Source organism: Pseudomonas vlassakiae, assembly GCF_014269035.2.
Taxonomy (GTDB): Bacteria; Pseudomonadota; Gammaproteobacteria; order Pseudomonadales; family Pseudomonadaceae; genus Aquipseudomonas; species Aquipseudomonas vlassakiae.
In genome coordinates this window covers 57,554-75,527 of the sequence record NZ_JABWRP020000014.1, presented here as the reverse complement: position 1 = coordinate 75,527, position 17,974 = coordinate 57,554, and the positions used below count along the sequence as shown (strand labels likewise).

18 protein-coding genes are annotated in these 17,974 nt (G+C 65.3%); 13 read left to right on the top strand and 5 right to left on the bottom strand.

Annotated elements, in window-relative coordinates:
- Nucleotide 1: 1 nt before the first annotated feature.
- Nucleotides 2-2,005: a MacB family efflux pump subunit gene (locus tag HU738_RS18315; protein WP_186603878.1), complete on the top strand. Its 2,004-nt coding sequence runs from the start codon at nt 2-4 to the stop codon at nt 2,003-2,005.
- A 64-nt stretch (nt 2,006-2,069) separates the two neighbouring features.
- Here the strand turns inward: HU738_RS18315 and HU738_RS18310 are convergent, their stop codons facing one another.
- The gene (locus HU738_RS18310) at nt 2,070-2,714 is read right to left on the bottom strand and encodes a helix-turn-helix transcriptional regulator (protein WP_186603879.1); all 645 of its coding nucleotides are present in this window, start codon (nt 2,712-2,714) and stop codon (nt 2,070-2,072) included.
- A 217-nt stretch (nt 2,715-2,931) separates the two neighbouring features.
- Here HU738_RS18310 and hisN point away from each other — a divergent pair, with 217 nt between their 5' ends.
- The 3 genes from hisN to HU738_RS18295 all read left to right on the top strand — a co-directional run bounded on the left by hisN (nt 2,932) and on the right by HU738_RS18295 (nt 5,884).
- Nucleotides 2,932-3,723 carry a histidinol-phosphatase gene (gene hisN, locus HU738_RS18305; RefSeq protein ID WP_186603880.1) on the top strand — a complete coding sequence of 264 codons (792 nt, stop codon included), beginning with the start codon at nt 2,932-2,934 and terminating at the stop codon, nt 3,721-3,723.
- Nucleotides 3,724-3,830: 107 nt separating this feature from the next.
- Nucleotides 3,831-4,562 carry a hypothetical protein gene (locus HU738_RS18300; protein WP_186603925.1) on the top strand — a complete coding sequence of 244 codons (732 nt, stop codon included), beginning with the start codon at nt 3,831-3,833 and terminating at the stop codon, nt 4,560-4,562.
- A 365-nt stretch (nt 4,563-4,927) separates the two neighbouring features.
- Complete coding sequence (locus tag HU738_RS18295; RefSeq protein ID WP_186603881.1) at nt 4,928-5,884, top strand: helix-turn-helix transcriptional regulator; 957 nt, start codon at nt 4,928-4,930, stop codon at nt 5,882-5,884.
- A gap of 6 nt (nt 5,885-5,890) precedes the next feature.
- Here the strand turns inward: HU738_RS18295 and HU738_RS18290 are convergent, their stop codons facing one another.
- Together HU738_RS18290 and HU738_RS18285 are read right to left on the bottom strand one after the other, a co-directional pair.
- Nucleotides 5,891-7,042, bottom strand: a complete 1,152-nt coding sequence (locus HU738_RS18290; RefSeq protein ID WP_186603882.1) for an acyl-CoA dehydrogenase family protein — start codon at nt 7,040-7,042, stop codon at nt 5,891-5,893.
- A gap of 16 nt (nt 7,043-7,058) precedes the next feature.
- Complete coding sequence (locus HU738_RS18285) at nt 7,059-8,129, bottom strand: enoyl-CoA hydratase/isomerase family protein (protein WP_186603883.1); 1,071 nt, start codon at nt 8,127-8,129, stop codon at nt 7,059-7,061.
- A 300-nt stretch (nt 8,130-8,429) separates the two neighbouring features.
- On the opposite strand from HU738_RS18285, the gene mdcA reads away from it, so the two are divergent.
- Genes mdcA through madM form a run of 9 tightly spaced genes read left to right on the top strand, consistent with a single transcriptional unit; the run spans nt 8,430 to nt 15,689 of the window.
- Nucleotides 8,430-10,091 (top strand): malonate decarboxylase subunit alpha, encoded by a 1,662-nt coding sequence (mdcA, locus tag HU738_RS18280; protein WP_186603884.1) that lies wholly within the window; start codon nt 8,430-8,432, stop codon nt 10,089-10,091.
- Nucleotides 10,092-10,976 (top strand): triphosphoribosyl-dephospho-CoA synthase, encoded by an 885-nt coding sequence (locus tag HU738_RS18275; RefSeq protein WP_186603885.1) that lies wholly within the window; start codon nt 10,092-10,094, stop codon nt 10,974-10,976.
- Nucleotide 10,977: 1 nt separating this feature from the next.
- Complete coding sequence (locus tag HU738_RS18270) at nt 10,978-11,277, top strand: malonate decarboxylase subunit delta (protein ID WP_186603886.1); 300 nt, start codon at nt 10,978-10,980, stop codon at nt 11,275-11,277.
- The gene (locus HU738_RS18265) at nt 11,270-12,118 is read left to right on the top strand and encodes a biotin-independent malonate decarboxylase subunit beta (RefSeq protein WP_186603887.1); all 849 of its coding nucleotides are present in this window, start codon (nt 11,270-11,272) and stop codon (nt 12,116-12,118) included. The genes HU738_RS18270 and HU738_RS18265 overlap by 8 nt, the downstream gene beginning before the upstream one ends.
- Nucleotides 12,115-12,906: a biotin-independent malonate decarboxylase subunit gamma gene (gene mdcE, locus HU738_RS18260; protein ID WP_186603888.1), complete on the top strand. Its 792-nt coding sequence runs from the start codon at nt 12,115-12,117 to the stop codon at nt 12,904-12,906. Before HU738_RS18265 ends, mdcE begins: the two co-directional genes overlap by 4 nt.
- Before the next feature lies 1 nt (nt 12,907).
- Nucleotides 12,908-13,522, top strand: coding sequence for a malonate decarboxylase holo-ACP synthase (locus tag HU738_RS18255; RefSeq protein ID WP_186603889.1), 615 nt, complete (start codon nt 12,908-12,910; stop codon nt 13,520-13,522).
- A complete protein-coding gene (gene mdcH / locus HU738_RS18250; protein ID WP_186603890.1) occupies nt 13,519-14,439 on the top strand; it encodes a malonate decarboxylase subunit epsilon in 921 nt (306 codons plus the stop codon). Before HU738_RS18255 ends, mdcH begins: the two co-directional genes overlap by 4 nt.
- A gap of 60 nt (nt 14,440-14,499) precedes the next feature.
- The gene (gene madL, locus HU738_RS18245) at nt 14,500-14,922 is read left to right on the top strand and encodes a malonate transporter subunit MadL (protein ID WP_176509548.1); all 423 of its coding nucleotides are present in this window, start codon (nt 14,500-14,502) and stop codon (nt 14,920-14,922) included.
- Nucleotides 14,923-14,924: 2 nt separating this feature from the next.
- Nucleotides 14,925-15,689, top strand: coding sequence for a malonate transporter subunit MadM (gene madM / locus HU738_RS18240; RefSeq protein WP_176509547.1), 765 nt, complete (start codon nt 14,925-14,927; stop codon nt 15,687-15,689).
- Nucleotides 15,690-15,790: 101 nt separating this feature from the next.
- Here madM and HU738_RS18235 read toward each other — a convergent pair whose 3' ends face one another.
- The gene (locus HU738_RS18235) at nt 15,791-16,702 is read right to left on the bottom strand and encodes a LysR family transcriptional regulator (protein ID WP_186603891.1); all 912 of its coding nucleotides are present in this window, start codon (nt 16,700-16,702) and stop codon (nt 15,791-15,793) included.
- A gap of 51 nt (nt 16,703-16,753) precedes the next feature.
- Nucleotides 16,754-17,800, bottom strand: a complete 1,047-nt coding sequence (fni, locus tag HU738_RS18230; protein WP_186603892.1) for a type 2 isopentenyl-diphosphate Delta-isomerase — start codon at nt 17,798-17,800, stop codon at nt 16,754-16,756.
- Nucleotides 17,801-17,974: the final 174 nt, after the last annotated feature.

The following is a 17,974-nucleotide window of genomic DNA, read 5'->3' as shown; positions in this document are numbered from 1 at the left end:
CATGAACATGAATGTCGAGTTGACCTCGCACATGGCCGTCGCCAGCGGCCAGGGCGAGCCCTTGTTGCGCCTGCGCGGCGTCACCCGCAGCTTCCTCGCTGGCGACCGCGAGTTCCTCGCGCTCAAGGGCATCGACCTTGACATTCGCAGCGGCGAGCTGGTGGCGATCATCGGGGCTTCCGGCTCGGGCAAGTCGACCCTGATGAACATCCTCGGTTGCCTGGACAACGCCAGCAGCGGCAGTTACCAGGTCGGCGGCCAGGAAACCCGTGAACTGGACGACGATGCCCTGGCGGCCCTGCGGCGTGACCATTTCGGCTTCATCTTCCAGCGCTACCACCTGCTGCCGCACCTGGATGCCCTGCACAACGTCGAGATCCCGGCGATTTATGCCGGTTTGCCCCAGGGCCAGCGCCACCAACGGGCACAGGGGCTACTGACCCGCCTGGGCCTCGCCGGCCACCTCGAGCACCGCCCCAGCCAGCTCTCCGGTGGCCAGCAGCAACGGGTCAGTATCTGCCGGGCCTTGATGAACGGCGGCCAGGTGATCCTCGCCGACGAGCCGACCGGTGCGCTGGACACTGCCAGCGGCAAGGAGGTGATGAACATCCTGCTGGAACTGCATGCCGCCGGGCACACGGTGATCCTGGTGACCCACGACCCCAAGGTTGCCGCCCATGCCGAACGCATCATCGAAGTCAGTGACGGGCAGATCATCAGCGACCAGAGCAACGCCCGCGAAGCCCTGCCCACACCGGCTGCCGAGCCGGCACCCAATGCGCACGCCACACGGCGCCTGGTCGCCAGCCTGGGGATGTTCCGCGAGGCCTTCAAGATGGCCTGGATCGCGCTGATCTCGCACCGTATGCGGACCTTGCTGACCATGCTCGGGATCGTCATCGGCATCACATCGGTGGTGTCGATCTCGGCCATCGGGGAAGGTGCCAAGGGCTATGTACTCAAGGACATCCAGGCCATCGGCAGCAATACCATCGACATCTATTCGGGCAGCAACTTCGGCGACAGCCGGGCCAAGACCATCGAGACCCTGCTGCCCGCCGATGTGGCAGCACTGAACGCGCTGTACTACGTCGACAGTGCCACGCCGGTAATTGGCCAGAGCACCCTGGTGCGCTACCGCAACCTGGATGTCGACGTGCAACTCAATGGCGTCAGCGAGCACTACTTCAAGGTGCGCAACATTCCGCTGGCCGCCGGCATCGTGTTCAGCGCCGACGACGCCCGGCGCCAGGCCCAGGTGGTGGTGATCGACCACAACACGCGCAAACGCCTGTTCGGCAGCAACGTCGACCCGCTGGGGCAGGTGATCCTGGTTGGCAACCTGCCGTGCACGGTGATCGGTGTCACTGCCCAGAACAAGAACCTGTTCGTGGCCAGCAACCAGCTGAACATCTGGGTGCCCTACGAAACTGCCGCAGGCCGCGTACTCGGCCAGCGCCACCTGGACAGCATCAGCGTGCGAATCAAGGATGGCGTGCCGAGCAAGCGCGTGGAAGAAGAGGTGACCAAGGTCATGCTGCAGCGCCATGGCACCAAGGACTTCTTCACCAACAACCTCGACAGCATCATGCAGACGGTGCAGAAGACCAGCCGCTCGCTGACCTTGCTGCTGTCGCTGATTGCGGTGATCTCGCTGGTGGTGGGCGGCATCGGCGTGATGAACATCATGCTGGTGTCGGTGACCGAGCGCACCCGCGAGATCGGCATCCGCATGGCGGTGGGAGCGCGGCAGTCGGACATCCGCCAGCAGTTTCTGGTGGAGGCGGTGATGGTCTGCCTGTTTGGCGGCGTGGTCGGGATCGGGTTGTCGTATGGCATCGGCTATCTGTTCGAGCTGTTCGTGAAACAGTGGGAGATGGTGTTTTCGCCGGGGTCGATCGTGATGGCTTTTGCCTGTTCGACGTTGATCGGGGTGGTGTTCGGGTTTGTGCCGGCCAGGAATGCAGCAAGGCTGGACCCGATCGAGGCCTTGGCCAGGGATTGAGGTTGGCCTGTTCCGGCCTCTTCGCGGGCTTGCCCGCGAAAGGGCCGGATCAGGCTAAAGGGATTCAGGCCTCGGCATACATCCAACGCATCAACGAATGCCGCCCACTGATCCCCAGCTTGATCGCCGCCCGGCGCAGATAGCTCTCCACGGTATTCACCTTCAGCGCCAGCCGCTCGGCCTGCTCCGGCGCCGTAAGCCCGGCCAGCAACCCCAGGCACACCTGGCATTCACGTTCCGACAGGGTCAGCCCTGACTGGGCGATACGCTCCAGAAAACGCGCCTCGAGGCTTCCCGGTGCGCAGCGCTGGGCAGCGGGCTGCAGGGCATCGATATGCTTCTCCAGCATTGGCAGCAGCAGCGGCGAGATGTCATCCAGGCGGCTGCGTTCATGGGCCGAAAAACCATAGGCCGAGCCTGCGCGCAGCACCTGGATCTCATAACGCGATTCACCCTTGCGACGGATCCGGTGCAGCCGTGCCGGGTCGCTGAAATCATCTTCGGGGTGGCGGTCGGAAGAAAACACGGTTTCGTTGATCAGCGCCGAGTCGTTGCCGCGTTCGGCTGCCTGCGCAGGCAACTGGCGAATGTGCATGGCGTCGATGGTCAGGTGGGCCTGGATCAGGTCGTGCAGCAGGCGTGGAAACTGGCGGCTGCCAGTGCTGGCAATGACTTTGCCGATCTGCGGGTAGAGCAAGTGCGAATTCATCGTGTCATCCATGAGGTCCGGTGGAACGGGTCCCGCCTGGCTGCCGGCCAGCATCCTGGGCCGGCTGCGGGAGGTGGTTGGTATCCTAGTACAACGATTGAGTGACCGTTAAATGAAGTGGCAATAATGTCATAATAGTGGCACTTATTCAGGCGTCCACTGCCATGTCGGTTGTCGGGTATGATGCAGCCCCGATATTTTCCACGAGGCCTGCACCATGTCCCTGAGCGCTGAACAGATCGGCGAATTCCAAGCCTTCGCCGAGCAACTGGCCGATGCCGCTGCGCTGGCGATCCGGCCGTACTTCCGCGCAAGCCTTGAGGTCGAGGACAAGGGCGGGCGCCTGTACGACCCGGTGACCGTGGCCGACAAGGCCGCCGAAGACGCCATGCGTGAGCTGATCCAGGCGCGCTATCCGGAGCACGGCATTCTCGGCGAAGAGGCCGGCGTCGCGGTGGGCAGTAGCCCGCTGACCTGGGTGCTCGACCCGATCGACGGCACCCGTGCGTTCATTACCGGCTTGCCGCTGTGGGGCACGTTGATTGCCCTGAACGATGGTACACGCCCGGTGGTGGGGGTGATGAACCAACCGTTCACCGGTGAACGCTTCGTCGGCACCCCACAAGGTGCATGGCGCAGCGGCACGCCGCTGAAGACCCGTGCCTGTGCCGACCTGGCCTCGGCCACGCTGATGTGCACCACACCGGACATGTTCGACACCGCCGAGCGCAAGGCGGCGTTCGAGGCCGTGGCGGGCAAGGCGCGGCTGATGCGTTACGGTGGTGATTGCTACGCCTACTGCATGCTGGCATCGGGTTTCGTCGACGTGATTGTCGAGGCGAGCCTGCAGCCGTATGACGTGCAGGCGCTGATGCCGATCATCGAAGGGGCGGGCGGGGTGATCACTGCCTGGGATGGCAGCAGCGCGCAGAATGGCGGTTGTGTAGTGGCCTGTGGTGACCCTGCGCTGCATGCGCAGGTGGTGGAGATGCTCCGCCACGCCATGTGATCCGGTCAGCGGACTGAGCGGCACCGCACTTTTTCCGATTTCCGGGCTCTATGCTTGGCCAGGCTGCGCCGATCCCCGGCGCGGCCGCCGATTCCGACCCGGTGCCGATGGTTGCAAGCAATCCCCGATTTTTCCTGCGTCTGCTGCTGGCAGGCGCCCTGCTAGGCCTGGCCGGCTGCAGCCAGCAGCAAGGCCACGAGATCGTCAGCCAGTTCGGCAATGGCAAGCCCGGCGAGCTGTTCCAGACCAGCGTCGACCGTATGGCCACCCTGGCCATGCGCGACAACTTGCAAAGCCTGTACCTGCTGATGAACAAGCTGTACCTGCGCAACCCCAACCAGTGGAAGATGTCCGGCTACCTCGACGCCGCCACTGCCGAACGGCAGACCCGCATCGCCATCGAACAGCGCCAACCCCTGGCGCAATTGGGCAACCGCCGCGACCTCGCGGCACTGAGTTATGCCTTGAGCCCGGAGTTTCGTGGCGACCGGGTCGGCGCCTTCATCTACGCCATCGGCAGCATGTTGATCACCGCGCATGGCGGGCGTACCGAGTTCTACATGACCGACACTCTCGATCCGCTGTTCATCAACAACGCGGCGCGCAATATCGAGAAGGCCACCTGGATGCTCAGCCAGCGCCAGGATGCCAACGGGGTGTTGCTGCTGTTTTCCAACGAAATTTCCGAAGAGGGCAGCAACCTGAGCTTCGCCGTGGAGTTCGGCAAGATCGTGTCGCGGCTGGATTTGCTGGCGGAGTTGCTGGACGAGCGCTATCGGCGGATCGGCCTGAATTACGCGCAGAGCCTTTTGTTGATGAATTTCCTGCCGGTGCAGTGAGGCGCGCGCAACGGGTGCAGGAATAATTGGCCCGAAACAGGTTTCGGGCCAATTACGCCTGTGAGGCCAACAGGGGCCGCCTTGCTTTTACCCTTCGATATCGATGTTGCATGCGATAAAAATCGATTTTGTTCGATAGTCGACCGGATGGCACCAGCCGCGGTTCGTTATTCGCCCACCCAATCCGAACATCGGATTGCCTAACCCCCGTCTTTTTCTTAGGGTGTCATCCATGCGCCAGTGGTCAGCTGCCCGCTATCCCCTGACCCCGGCCCGATAGAATGACCGTGTACGACCGCAACCACAGGCCCGCGGGCCAGTAGGGCGCGGCGCCCAGAACAATAACGATGCCGAGTGCCTAGCCTATGGAAAGCCGCCTGCTGAGCGAGCGAAGTAGCGTGTTTCATCACGCCGACCCTTATACCGTGTCCGACTACGTGAACCAGCACGTCGGCCAGCACTGCATCGGCCTGTCACGCACCAGCCACCCGCAGGCCAGTCTCAGCCACCGTAAGTTCGCCGAACTCGACCTGTGCCGCATCAGCTACGGCGGTAGTGTGCGGGTCACCTCGCCGGCGCTGGAATCCATCTACCATTTGCAGGTCCTGCTCAATGGCAACTGCCTATGGCGCGGGCATCAGCGTGAGCACCACCTGGTGCCGGGCGAACTGCTGTTGATCAACCCGGACGACCCGGTCGACCTGACCTATTCCGAAGATTGCGAGAAATTCATTCTCAAAGTGCCGACCCGCATGCTCGACAGCATTTGCGACGAGCAGCGCTGGCAACGCCCGGACGGCGGCGTACGGTTCTTGCGCAACCACTACCGGCTGGAAGAGCTGGATGGCTTCGTCAACTTGCTGGCCATGGTCTGCCACGAAGCCGAGGTCAGTGACTCGCTACCGCGAGTACAGGGGCACTACAGCCAGATCGTCGCCAGCAAGCTGATGACCCTGATGAGCACCAACATCCGCCGCGAAAGCCTGGGTACGCAGTGTGCGAGCCTGGAGCGGATCCTTGATTACATCGAGCGCAACCTCAAGCTTGAATTGTCAGCCGAGACGCTGGCGGAGCAGGCCTGCATGAGCGTGCGTTCGCTGTATGCGCTTTTTGATCGGCAGCTGGGTATCACGCCCAAGCAGTACGTGCGCCAGCGCAAGCTGGAGCGGGTGCATGCGTGCCTGCGTGACAGCCGTTGCGCAGTGCGCAGTGTGACCGAGCTGGCCATGGATTACGGTTTCATGCACCTCGGGCGGTTCGCCGAGGTGTATCGCCAGCGCTTTGGCGAGCTGCCTTCGGAAACCCTCAGGCAGCGCCACTGAGGGGGCTTACAACGGGTAGTGCCTGAGTTCGCGTGCGATCAGCATGCGCTGGATTTCGCTCGACCCTTCGTAGATCTGGGTGATGCGCGCATCGCGGTAATAGCGCTCGACCGGGTAGTCCTCCAGGTAGCCATACCCGCCGTGCACCTGAATCGCCATCGAGCACACCCGCTCGGCCATTTCCGACGCGAACAGCTTGGCCTGCGAGGCCTCCGACAGGCACGGCTTGCCTGCGCTGCGCAGTCGGGCGGCATGCAGGATCAGCAAGCGTGCCGCATTCACCTGCACCTGCATGTCGGCCAGCAGGTTGGCGATGCTCTGGTGCTCGTTGATCGGCTTGCCGAACTGGATGCGGTCACGCGAGTACACTAGCGCCGCCTCGAACGCGGCACGGGCGATGCCCAGGGCCTGGGCGGCGATGCCGATGCGGCCGCCTTCGAGGTTGGACAGGGCGATGGCCAGGCCCTTGCCGCGCTCGCCGAGGAGGTTGGCCGCCGGGATGCGGCAGTTGTCGAAGGTCACCGCGCAGGTGTCGGAGGCGCGGATGCCCATCTTGTGCTCGCTGCGGTCGACCTTGAAGCCGGGGTTGTCGGTGGGTACCAGGAAGGCTGAAAGGCCTTTCTTGCCGAGTTGCGGATCGGTCACCGCGAAGACGATGGCCAGGCCGGCGCGGCGGGCGTTGCTGACGAACTGCTTGGCGCCGTTGATCACCCACTGGCCATCGACCAACTCGGCGCGGGTGCGTAGGTTGTGTGCTTCGGAGCCGGCCTGGGGCTCGGTCAGGCAGAAGCAGCCGATGACTTCGCCAGCGGCCAGGCGTGGCAACCAGGCCTGTTGCTGTTCAGGCGTGCCGTAGGCGAGCAGGGGGCCGCAGCCGACCGAGTTATGGATACTCATCATCGCACCCGTGGCGCCACAGCCGGCGGCGATTTCCTCCACCGCCAGGGCATAGGCCACGTAGTCGGTGTAGCTGCCGCCAAAGTCTTCCGGGACGACCATGCCGAGCAGGCCCAGTTCACCCATCTTGCGCACCATGCCATCGTCGATCCAGCCGGCCTTTTCCCAGGCCTGGGCATGCGGCGCGATCTCGCCACGGGCGAAGTCCCGGGCCATGTCGCGGATCATGATCTGTTCTTCGTTCAGTTCCAGGTCTTGCATCTGTGTACTCCCGGGCTCACAGGCCTTCGAAGAATTGGTCGACCCGCTGGCGCGACAACCCGGCCAGGGTTGGCGGGTTCCAGCGCGGCTGCCTGTCCTTGTCGATGATCAGGGCACGCACGCCCTCGATGATGTCACCGTACTGGAACCACTGGCGATCAATGTGCAGTTCCATGGCGAAGCAGTCTTCCAGTGCCAGGTGGCGACCGCGGCGCAGCATCTCCAGGGTAACCGCCATGGCCAGCGGCGAGCGGCTTTCCAGCTGTTCGGCGGTGGCCAACGCCCATGGGTGGCTGTCGCCGATGCGCACCGCACGCAGTTGTTCGATGATCGCCGGCAGGTCGGGCTGGGCGAAGAAATGGTCGATGGCCGGGCGCAGTTTTTCCAGCGGCGCATCGCCCAGCACCTGGCTGCCGAGCTTGGCCAGCAGGTTCTGCAGGTCCTTGAGCGGGTGAGCGCCAAAGCGCAGGGTATCCAGCCCTTGATCCAGGGCTGCGAGTTTGTCGCTGCTCAGGTACCAGTCGGCCAGCCCGCAGTACAGGGCATCGGCGGCCTGGATCTGAGCGCCGCTGACGCCCAGGTAGGTGCCCAGTTCGCCCGGGATGCGCGACAGGAAGTAGCTGCCACCGACATCCGGGAAGTAGCCGATGCCGACCTCCGGCATGCCCAGCCGGCTGCGTTCGGTGACGATCCGCAGGTCACAGCCTTGGGCCAGGCCCATGCCGCCGCCGAGGGTAAAACCGTCCATCAGCACCAGCACCGGCTTGCGGTAGCGGTGGATGGCCAGGTCCAGGGCGTATTCCTCGACGAAGAAGTCTTCGTGCAGGGTATCGCCGGCCTTGTAGCTGTCGTGCAGCGAGCGGATATCGCCACCGGCGCAGAAGCCCTTGGGGCCTTCACCGCGCAGCACCACGGCCTGCACCTGAGGGTCGTCGGCCCATTGGTCGAAGTGCTGGCGCAGGCTGCGCACCATGTCCAGGGTCAGGGCATTGAGGCCGGCCGGGCGGTTGAGGGTGAGGTGGCCAATCTGGTTGCGGACCTCGGCCAGTACATGAGCCGTTGCCGAGGTATGAGCGTGCGCGGTCATCGCGTTCTCCCTGCTTTGTTATTGATTTTCCAAATGAAGTCTGGAGTGCGCTGGAGGATCGCTGGATCCTGGCATGCGAATTTGCCTTGTACAATCGACAAATCTGCAGGGGCATCGTGCGTTTTTGCCGTAGGGAGCGCACCCCCCGTCTGTGCATGGCCACTCTAGCAAGGTATTGCCGGAGGCCATAACAGCGAGATCATTACCCTGGCCGTAACGATCAGCGCCCCACCTTGATTGATCACGCCTTCCTGCTCGCCCTAAGGTGCCTACACGACAGCGAACCCGTGGAGTCACCCAATGACCGTAACGAACAATCCACCGCCGCAATGGTCCAGGCGACGCGCCGAGAAGCAGCGCCGCCTGGACCGCGTCCGTCACCTGGCCGACGGTGTGGTGCTGCCCACCGCGCGAATCGTCGAAGCCCTGGAGCTGCTGATCGCCCCCGGCGACCGCGTGGTGCTCGAAGGCAACAACCAGAAGCAGGCCGACTTCCTCTCCCGTTCGCTGGCCAAGGCCGACCCTGGGCGCCTGCACGACCTGCACATGATCATGCCCAGCGTCAGCCGCGCCGAGCACCTGGACCTGTTCGAGCGTGGCATCGCACGCAAGCTCGACTTCTCCTTCGCCGGCCCGCAGAGCCTGCGCATCGGCCAGCTGCTGGAAGATGGCCTGCTCGAGGTCGGTGCCATTCACACCTATATCGAACTGTATTCACGGCTGCTGGTCGACCTGATCCCCAATGTCACCCTGGTCGCCGGCTTCATGGCCGACCGCGACGGCAACCTGTACACCGGCCCCAGCACCGAGGACACCCCGGCGCTGGTCGAGCCAGCCGCCTTCAGCGACGGCCTGGTAATCGCCCAGGTCAACCAGCTGGTGGACCGCGTCGACGACCTGCCGCGGGTGGACATCCCGGCGTCCTGGGTCGACTTCGTGGTGGTCGCCGACCAGCCGTTCTACATCGAACCGCTGTTCACCCGCGACCCGCGCCACATCAAGCCGGTGCACGTGCTGATGGCGATGATGGCGATCCGCGGGATCTACGAGAAACACCAGGTGCAATCGCTGAACCATGGCATCGGCTTCAACACCGCCGCGATCGAACTGATCCTGCCAACCTACGGCGAATCGCTGGGCCTCAAGGGCAAGATCTGTCGCAACTGGACGCTCAACCCGCACCCGACCCTGATCCCCGCCATCGAGACCGGCTGGGTCGAGAGCGTGCACTGCTTCGGTACCGAGCTGGGCATGGAGGACTACATCGCCCAGCGCCCGGACGTGTTCTTCACCGGCCGCGATGGTTCGCTGCGCTCCAACCGGATGATGTGCCAACTGGCCGGGCAATACGCGGTCGACCTGTTCATCGGTGCCACCTTGCAGGTCGATGGTGACGGCCATTCCTCGACCGTCACCCGTGGCCGCCTGGCCGGCTTCGGCGGGGCGCCGAACATGGGGCACGACCCTCGCGGGCGGCGCCATGCGACCCCGGCCTGGCTCGACATGACCGTGCCCGAGACCCTGCTCGAACGCGGCCGCAAGCTGGTGGTGCAGATGGTCGAGACCTACCAGGAAGGTGGCAAACCGACCTTCGTCGAAACGCTCGACGCCGTGGACGTGGCGAAGAAAGCCGGCATGCCTCTGGCACCGGTGATGATCTACGGCGACGACGTCACCCACCTGCTCACCGAGGAAGGCATCGCCTACCTGTACAAGGCGCGCAGCCTGGAAGAGCGCCAGCAGATGATCGCCGCCGTGGCCGGGGTCACCGTCATCGGTCTGCGCCACGACCCCAAGGACACCCTGCGCCTGCGTCAGCAAGGCCTGATCGCCTTGCCCGAGGACCTCGGCATCCGCCGCACCGACGCCAGCCGCGAGTTGCTCGCCGCGCGCAGCATCGCCGACCTGGTCGAGTGGTCCGGCGGCCTCTACAACCCGCCCGCAAGGTTCAGGAGCTGGTAAATGATTGCATACGCGATCCCTGTAGGAGCGGCTTCAGCCGCGAAGAGGCCGGACCTGCAAACCGATAGCGCCCAGGCCGACCGACTTGCCGACCTCGCCGTCGAAGCCCTCATCGATGAAGCCGACCTGTCGCCCAAACCCGGCCTGGTCGACCGCCGCAGCAGTGGCGCCCACACCGACATGACCCTGGCCCTGATGCACGCCTCGGCACTGGCCCTGTGGCCCTGCCTGCGGCAAATGGCCGAAGCCGCGCAAGCCCATGGCGAAATTGGCCAACCGCTGCGCGCCGAACTGGGCCGTATCGGCCGCGCAGGCGAACAGGCCATGCTCGCCACCACAGGCGGCATCAATACCCATCGCGGCGCAATCTGGGCCCTTGGCCTGCTGGTCGCCGCACAAGCGCTCGATGCCAAGGCCGATCCCCAGGCAGTTGCCGCCCGCGCCGGGCGCATCGCCCTGATCGACGACCCGGCCGCTATCGCACAAGACAGCCACGGCATCCAGGTGCGCCACCGCTACGGCGCCGGGGGGGCCCGCGAACAGGCTCAACAAGGCTTCCCCGCCGTGCTCGAACATGGCCTGCCACAACTGCGCCGCAGCCGTGCCGCGGGCGCCAGCGAAAACCAGGCTCGGCTGGATGCCTTGCTGGCGATCATGGCCGCGCTCAGTGACACCTGTGTGCTCTGGCGCGCCGGCCCGCAAGGGCTGCAAGCCATGCAAGCGGGTGCCCGGGCGGTGCTCGATGCCGGCGGCTGCGCCAGCCTCGATGGCCGCCGTGAGCTGCGCCTGCTGGATGCGCAACTGCTGCAACTGAACGCCTCACCGGGCGGCGCCGCCGATCTGTTGGCCGCCTGCCTGTTCCTCGACAAAGCCGGGAGCCTGTGACATGGAAACCCTGAACTTTCAATTCCCTGCCGCCGAGCCGAGCCGCGGCCGCACCTTGGTCGGCTGCGTCAGCTCCGGCGACCTGGAGGTGCTGATCGAGCCCGGCAGTGCCGGCCGCCTGGAGATCCAGGTGGTCACCTCGGTCAACGGCAGCAGCGCCCGCTGGAGCCAGCTGTTCCAGCGCCTGTTCGTCGGCCGCACGCTACCTGCCGTGAAGATCGACATCCACGACTTCGGCGCCACCCCTGGCGTGGTGCGCCTGCGCCTGGAGCAAGGTTTCGAGGAGATTGCCCATGACTGACACCGCCCGTCTGCTGCAAAGCCGCAGCTTCGTCGAGCTGGGCGCTCGCCAGCGCGCGCGCGCCTTGCTCGACCCTGGCAGCTTCCGCGAACTGCTCGGCCCGTTCGACCGCCTGATGTCGCCATGGCTGCCGCGCCAAGGCATCGTGCCCCAGGCCGATGACGGCGTGGTCATCGCCAAGGGCCGGCTCAATGGCCGCCAAACCGTGCTCGCCGCCATCGAAGGTGCCTTCCAGGGCGGCAGCATGGGCGAAGTGGGTGGCGCCAAGATTGCCGGCGCCCTGGAGCTGGCCATCGAGGACAACCGCAAGGGCATCCCCACCTGCGCCGTACTGTTACTGGAAACCGGCGGCGTACGCCTGCAAGAAGCCAACCTCGGCCTGGCAGCGATCGCCGAGATCCAGGCGGCGATTGTCGAACTGCGCGCCCATCAACCGGTGATCGGCTTGATCGCAGGCTCGGTGGGTTGCTTCGGTGGTATGTCCATCGCGGCCGGGCTGTGCAGCCACCTGCTGGTCACCCGCGAGGCGCGGTTGGGCCTCAATGGCCCGCAAGTGATCGAACAGGAAGCGGGTATTGCTGAGTACGACGCCAAGGACCGCCCGTTCATCTGGAGCCTGACGGGTGGCGAACAACGCCATGCCAGCGGCCTGGTGGACGCTTATGTGGCAGATGACGTCGACCGCATTCGCCAGCAGTTGCTGCACCTGTTGGACACACCTTCGGCCAACCGCGCCGGTCACCACGCCTGGTATCTGCAGCGCCTGGCCAGCCTGGGTACCGACTGCCCGCAACTGGACGCCGCCGCGGTGCGTGCTCTTTACCAAGGAGAAGCCCAATGAACCGTGCCCTGAACTGGCTGCCGGGCCTGGCCGGTGGCGAACCGCTGGCGAGCTATCCCGCCTCGTTGCTTGTGGTCGATGGCGAACTGGACAACCGCCTGGCACGCTTCATTGCCGTGGTGCCGGACGCGCGCAACCCGTTTCCACGGGCGCGTGCGGGCGAAGTCGGCCTGCTGGAAGGCTGGGGCCTGGCCAAGGCCGTGAGCGATGCGGTCGAACTGGACCGCGAGGGCGAGAAGCGCGCCATCATCGCGATCATTGATGTACCGAGCCAGGCCTATGGCCGTCGCGAGGAAGCCCTGGGTATCCACCAGGCATTGGCTGGCGCCGTGCAGGCCTACGCCCAGGCACGCCTGGCGGGGCACCCGGTGATTGGCCTGCTGGTCGGCAAGGCCATGTCCGGTGCCTTCCTGGCCCACGGCTACCAGGCGCAACGGCTGATCGCCCTGGATGACAGCGGGGTGATGGTGCATGCCATGGGCAAGGCGGCAGCAGCGCGCATTACCCTGCGCAGTGTCGAGCAACTGGAGGCGCTGGCCGCCGAGGTGCCGCCGATGGCCTATGACCTTGCCAGCTATGCCTCGCTGGGCTTGCTATGGCGGCGCCTGCAGGTCGCCAGTGCCGAGGCGCCGAGTGCCGCCGACATTGCCCAGGTGCGTGCCTGCCTGGCCGACGCCGTGCGTGATATCGGCCATGCGACTGACCTGGCATCGCGGTTAAACGGTGAGAACCGCAGCGCCTCCCGCGACGTGCGCGCACGCCTGCGCAGCCAGTGGCAGGAGGCTTGAAATGAACCTGCCGCAACCACATGACCTGCTCTGGGGCATGCCCCTGGCCGACCTGCCTGCCGATGCGCCTGCCTGGGCCGTGCAGGCATTGGCCGCCGGGCAGCCGGTGGTGGTGCGGCGTGCGGCCTGTGCCAGTGGCTGGGTGGCGGTGGGTGTTCGTGGGCAGGGGCGTGAGCAGCGCCTGGGTGTGCTGATGCGTGTGCGCGATATCCAGCGGCAACTAAGCCCCGAGGAGCTGCGCGGGACGGGTCAGAGTCCTTGGCCAGCCCTGTGTGCGCTGGCCTCGGTGGCGCCCGTGCTCGATGCCAGCGGGCTGGCCTGGGGGCCGACCGGAGGCGTCGGTTACCAGTTGGCCACCGGCTGCAACGTCGTGCATGGCGCCAGTGACCTTGATCTGCTGGTACGCACACCACAGTTCATGACCCGGGCAAAGGCCCGCGAGCTGCTGCACATCCTCGATTGCGGACCGTGCCGTATCGATGTGCAACTGGAAACGCCAGCGGGCGCCGTCGCCTTGCGCGAGTGGGCGGGTGTTGCCCGCCGGGTATTGCTCAAGTCAGCCCAGGGCGCACGCCTTGTCGCCGACCCATGGAATGCCCTGGAGTGTGCAGCGTGAGCAGCCTGTTCGTTTTCCCCGGTCAGGGTGCGCAACAGGCCGGCATGTTGCAGTGCCTGCCTGAGGACGCCGCGCTGTTACTGGAAGAGGCCAGTGATGTGCTGGGTGAACAGGTCACGGCCCTCGACAGCACGCAGGCGTTGCAATCGACCCGCGCCGTGCAGCTGTGCCTGCTGCTGGCCGGGGTGGCCTGGGCGCGCTGGTTGCTGCAGCACAGCCCGGCGCCGGACTATGTTGCCGGGCTGTCCATCGGTGCCTATCCCGCCGCTGTAACGGCCGGGGCGCTGCAGTTTGCCGATGCGGTGCGCCTGGTGGCCCTGCGTGGCGAGCTGATGCAGCGGGCCTACCCTCAGGGCTACGGCATGACCGCCCTCAGCGGCCTCGACTTGAGCAGTGTCGAAGGCTTGCTGGCCGAGGTGGGCGGTGAGGTGTACCTGGCCAACCTCAACAGCGACAACCAGATCGTCATCGCTGGCAGCGACAGTGCCATGGCCGAGGTCGCTGCCAGGGCTCGCCAACGTGGTCAGGGCGTAGCCCGACGCCTGGCGGTGAGCGTGCCATCCCACTGCGCGTTGCTCGACGGCCCGGCCGCCGAACTGGCAGCTGCCTTTGCCAGCGTCGAGCTGCGTCGCCCGCGCATCACGTACCTGAGCGGTAGCAGTGCGCGGCCGATCTTCGATCCACAACGCCTGCGCGATGACCTGGCCGGCAACATGGCCCGGCTGGTCGACTGGCGTGCTACGTTGCGCAACGCCTATGAACGCGGCGTGCGCCTGCAGGTGGAGATGCCGCCGGGCAGCGTGCTCAGCGGCCTGGCCCGCCCGATGTTCGAACAGGGCAGGGTGGTTGCCCTCGACGCCACCCGTTGGGATACCGTCGACGCGCTGTTGCGCCAGGAGGTGGCCGACAACCGATGACGGCGCTGTAACTCGAAGAACAACAACAAGCAACTTCGACTCAAGCTGAGGACAACAACAATGATCATCTATGGTGTGGCTCTGCTGGCGGTATGCACGCTGGCTGGCGTTATCGTCGGCGACTTCCTGGGCGTGCTGCTGGGCGTCAAATCCAATGTGGGCGGGGTCGGCATCGCCATGATCCTGCTGATCTGCGCGCGGCTGTACATGCACCGCAATGGCGGCATGAGCAAGGAGTGCGAGTTCGGTGTCGGCTTCTGGGGCGCCCTGTACATCCCGGTGGTGGTGGCCATGGCCGCCCAGCAGAACGTGGTTACCGCCCTGCACGGCGGGCCGGTGGCGCTGCTGGCGGCGATCGGTGCGGTGCTGGTGTGCGGGCTGACCATTGCCGTGATCAGCCGCAGCCATCGCGGCGAACCCTTGCCGGCGCCTGAAGCGCCTGAAATTGCAAATGCGCAGGTCGCCCCTGCCGGAGGGCGCTGATCATGTGGCCGATCATTGACAATGCCCTGGAGCACAACGGCCTGATCACTGCCTTTGCGGTGGTTGGCGGGATCATGTGGCTGTCGGTGCTGCTGTCGAAGTACCTGACGTTTGGCCGGGTGCATGGCTCGGCAATCGCCATCGTCATCGGCCTGGTGCTGGCCTGGGTTGGCGGTACCCTGACCGGCGGTCAGAAAGGCCTGGCCGACATGGCGCTGTTTTCCGGCATCGGCCTGATGGGCGGGGCCATGCTGCGCGACTTCGCCATCGTTGCCACGGCCTTCGAGGTGCAGGCCACCGAGGCGCGCAAGGCCGGGTTGATTGGTGCGGTGTCGTTGCTGCTGGGTACGGTGCTGCCATTTATCGTGGGTTGCGCGGTGGCCTATGCCTTTGGCTACCGGGATGCGGTGAGCATGACCACCATCGGCGCCGGGGCGGTGACCTATATCGTCGGGCCGGTGACCGGGGCGGCGCTGGGGGCGAGTTCGGATGTGGTGGCGCTGTCGATTGCCACCGGGTTGATCAAGGCGATCCTGGTGATGGTGTTCACGCCGGTGTCGGCGCGGTTGCTGGCGCTGGACAACCCGCGCTCGGCGATGGTGTTTGGTGGGTTGGCGGGGACTGTGTCGGGGGTGACTGCCGGGTTGGCGGCTACGGATCGTCGGCTGGTGCCTTACGGTGCACTGACCGCTACTTTCCATACTGGGTTGGGGTGTCTCATGGGACCTTCAGTGCTGTATTTCTGTGTCAGGGGATTGGTTGGCTAGTACTGGCCTCTTCGCGGCTAAAACCGCTCCAACAGGTATCGCGTTGCCCTCGGTGCAGAGGCTATCCCTGCAGGAGCGGCCTTAGCCGCGAATGGCCCAGCTCAATTGTCCCGGCTGTACATCCGGCATTCAGCCAGCAACGCCAACAAATTCGGCTCCCGCTCCCGGGACTTGAGAAACACCACCCCGATATGCTGCTGCAACCGGTACCGCGCCTGCAGCGCAATCAGCTTCACGCGGTTCTCGTATACCGCTGCGATGCGCCCTGGCAGCAGGGCGAACCCGACGCCCGAACTGACCATGCTCAGCAGGGTGAAGATGTCATTCACCTGCATCGCTACCTTCGGCTCGAACCCCGCCTGCTGGAACACCCGGGTGCCATCGCGGTGAGTGGCGAAACCCTGGGTCAGGGTGATGAAGGTGGAGTCGGCCAGGTCCGCCAGGTCCACTTCCTGTTGCTCGGCGAACGGTGAATCGGTGGGCACGGCGAGGAAGATATCGTCGGAGAACAGTGGCAACTGTTCGCAGGCCGGGTCTGCTGCGCTTTCGTCCAGTGACACCAGAATGGCTTCCAGCTCGTGGTTCTTCAGGCGTTGCAACAAGTCGACGTTCGAGCCCAGGGTCAGGTCGATGTTCAGCTCGCTGCGCCGCAGTTTCAGGCCCATCACCAGCTTCGGCACGGTCTTGACGGTCAGCGAGTACAGCGCGCCGAGGCGGAAGCGCTCGGCATAGAAACCGGCGGCCTCACGGGTCTGGCGGACCATCTGTTCGGCGTCCTGGATCAGTTGGCGGGCTTTCTTCTCCAGCACATAGGCGCTTTCCAGCGGAATCAGCTGGCGGCCTTCGTGCTTGAACAGCGGGCAGCGCAACGCGCTTTCCAGGGAGTGGATGGCGCGGTGCACGCTGACCGCGCTGGTGGACAGCTCGGCGGCGGCGCGGCCGAGGTTGCCACTGCGCATGAAGGCGAGGAAGGTCTCGAGCTTTTTCAGGGTCAGTTCTTCGTCGATCAGCATGCACGCGCGCCAGGATGAAGGGGGCCGCTGATCATGCCACAGCCGCAAGCCTCATGGCGGCGTCAGGTTGCCAGGCAGCAAGCGTGCCCGGCGCAGTTGCGCAAGGTTGCGCGAGCCGGTACAGAAGCAGGCGATGCGCAACTGGCGCAGCACGATCTCGAAATGTTCCACCACGGCCTGGGTCGAGACCACGGCGGCACTGAGGACATTGGCAGCCTGGCCTACCAGGTCGGCGCCGAGGCGGATGGCCTTGGCGGCATCGACGCCGTTGGCCACGCCACCGGAGGCGATCAGGCCGATTTCCGGCACGGCGCGGCGCACCGCCAGCAGGCAGTGCGCGGTCGGGATGCCCCAGTCGGCAAACGCCAGGGCGACCTCGCGCTCAGCGGCATTGCCGGCACGTTCGGCCTCCACGGCTGCCCAACTGGTTCCGCCGGCACCGGCCACGTCGACCATGGCAACGCCTGCATCGCAGAGCAGGCGCGCCACCCGGGGGGAAATGCCTGCACCGACTTCCTTGACGATCACCGGCGTTGGCAACTGGCGGGTCAGGGTTTCGATGCGTTGCAGCACTCCGCGCCAGTCACGGTCGCCCTCTGGCTGTACGGCTTCCTGCAGGGGGTTCAGGTGAATGATCAGGGCATTGGCCTGCAAGGTGTCGACGGCGCGGCGTGCCAGGTCCAGGCCGTCGGCCTCACGCAGCTGGGCAGCGCCGAGGTTGGCCAGTAGCGGCACATCGGGTGCCAGGTGGCGCAGCTCGCCGGTCAGGCCCTGGTCCTGGCCACTGCGCAGGCTGACGCGCTGCGAGCCAACGCCCATGGCGATGCCCAGTGCCTGGGCGGCTTCGGCGAGATGGTGATTGATGAAGCGCGCACGTTCGGCACCGCCGGTCATGGAACTGATCAACAGCGGGGCGCCTAGTGCACAGCCGAACAGCTCGGTGCTCAGGTCGACGTCGTCCAGGGCCATTTCCGGCAATGCGCAATGTTCGAAGCGCACTGACGACCAGCCGGGGTCTGCGCCAAGGGGATTGTTGCCGGCGGCCAGGACGATATCCAGGTGATCGTCCTTGCGTTGGCTCAGTGGGTTTTTCTTCATGCCGGCTCCAATTTGAAGGGGCAGCAATTGTACAACGCTGTTCGTCTTGTATAGGCAGCAGCGCGTGTTGACGGTTCCTTTGAGCGCTGGGGGCGGCGCTCGATCAGGTAGGCGCCGAAATACTATCGGCGAACACCTGCCAGCCTCACCCATTCACGCCTGCCTCACCCCGAA

Bases quoted from the DNA above. Each gene is read 5' to 3' on its own strand.
- madL (WP_176509548.1), top strand. From the start codon at position 14,500: ATGATCATCTATGGTGTGGCTCTGCTGGCGGTATGCACGCTGGCTGGC.
- HU738_RS18255 (WP_186603889.1), top strand. From the start codon at position 12,908: ATGAACCTGCCGCAACCACATGACCTGCTCTGGGGCATGCCCCTGGCC.
- HU738_RS18300 (WP_186603925.1), top strand. From the start codon at position 3,831: ATGGTTGCAAGCAATCCCCGATTTTTCCTGCGTCTGCTGCTGGCAGGC.
- HU738_RS18235 (WP_186603891.1), bottom strand. From the start codon at position 16,702: ATGCTGATCGACGAAGAACTGACCCTGAAAAAGCTCGAGACCTTCCTC.
- HU738_RS18295 (WP_186603881.1), top strand. From the start codon at position 4,928: ATGGAAAGCCGCCTGCTGAGCGAGCGAAGTAGCGTGTTTCATCACGCC.
- HU738_RS18285 (WP_186603883.1), bottom strand. From the start codon at position 8,129: ATGACCGCGCACGCTCATACCTCGGCAACGGCTCATGTACTGGCCGAG.
- mdcE (WP_186603888.1), top strand. From the start codon at position 12,115: ATGAACCGTGCCCTGAACTGGCTGCCGGGCCTGGCCGGTGGCGAACCG.
- HU738_RS18315 (WP_186603878.1), top strand. From the start codon at position 2: ATGAACATGAATGTCGAGTTGACCTCGCACATGGCCGTCGCCAGCGGC.
- HU738_RS18265 (WP_186603887.1), top strand. From the start codon at position 11,270: ATGACTGACACCGCCCGTCTGCTGCAAAGCCGCAGCTTCGTCGAGCTG.
- mdcA (WP_186603884.1), top strand. From the start codon at position 8,430: ATGACCGTAACGAACAATCCACCGCCGCAATGGTCCAGGCGACGCGCC.
- HU738_RS18290 (WP_186603882.1), bottom strand. From the start codon at position 7,042: ATGCAAGACCTGGAACTGAACGAAGAACAGATCATGATCCGCGACATG.
- madM (WP_176509547.1), top strand. From the start codon at position 14,925: ATGTGGCCGATCATTGACAATGCCCTGGAGCACAACGGCCTGATCACT.
- fni (WP_186603892.1), bottom strand. From the start codon at position 17,800: ATGAAGAAAAACCCACTGAGCCAACGCAAGGACGATCACCTGGATATC.
- HU738_RS18275 (WP_186603885.1), top strand. From the start codon at position 10,092: ATGATTGCATACGCGATCCCTGTAGGAGCGGCTTCAGCCGCGAAGAGG.
- HU738_RS18310 (WP_186603879.1), bottom strand. From the start codon at position 2,714: ATGAATTCGCACTTGCTCTACCCGCAGATCGGCAAAGTCATTGCCAGC.
- hisN (WP_186603880.1), top strand. From the start codon at position 2,932: ATGTCCCTGAGCGCTGAACAGATCGGCGAATTCCAAGCCTTCGCCGAG.
- HU738_RS18270 (WP_186603886.1), top strand. From the start codon at position 10,978: ATGGAAACCCTGAACTTTCAATTCCCTGCCGCCGAGCCGAGCCGCGGC.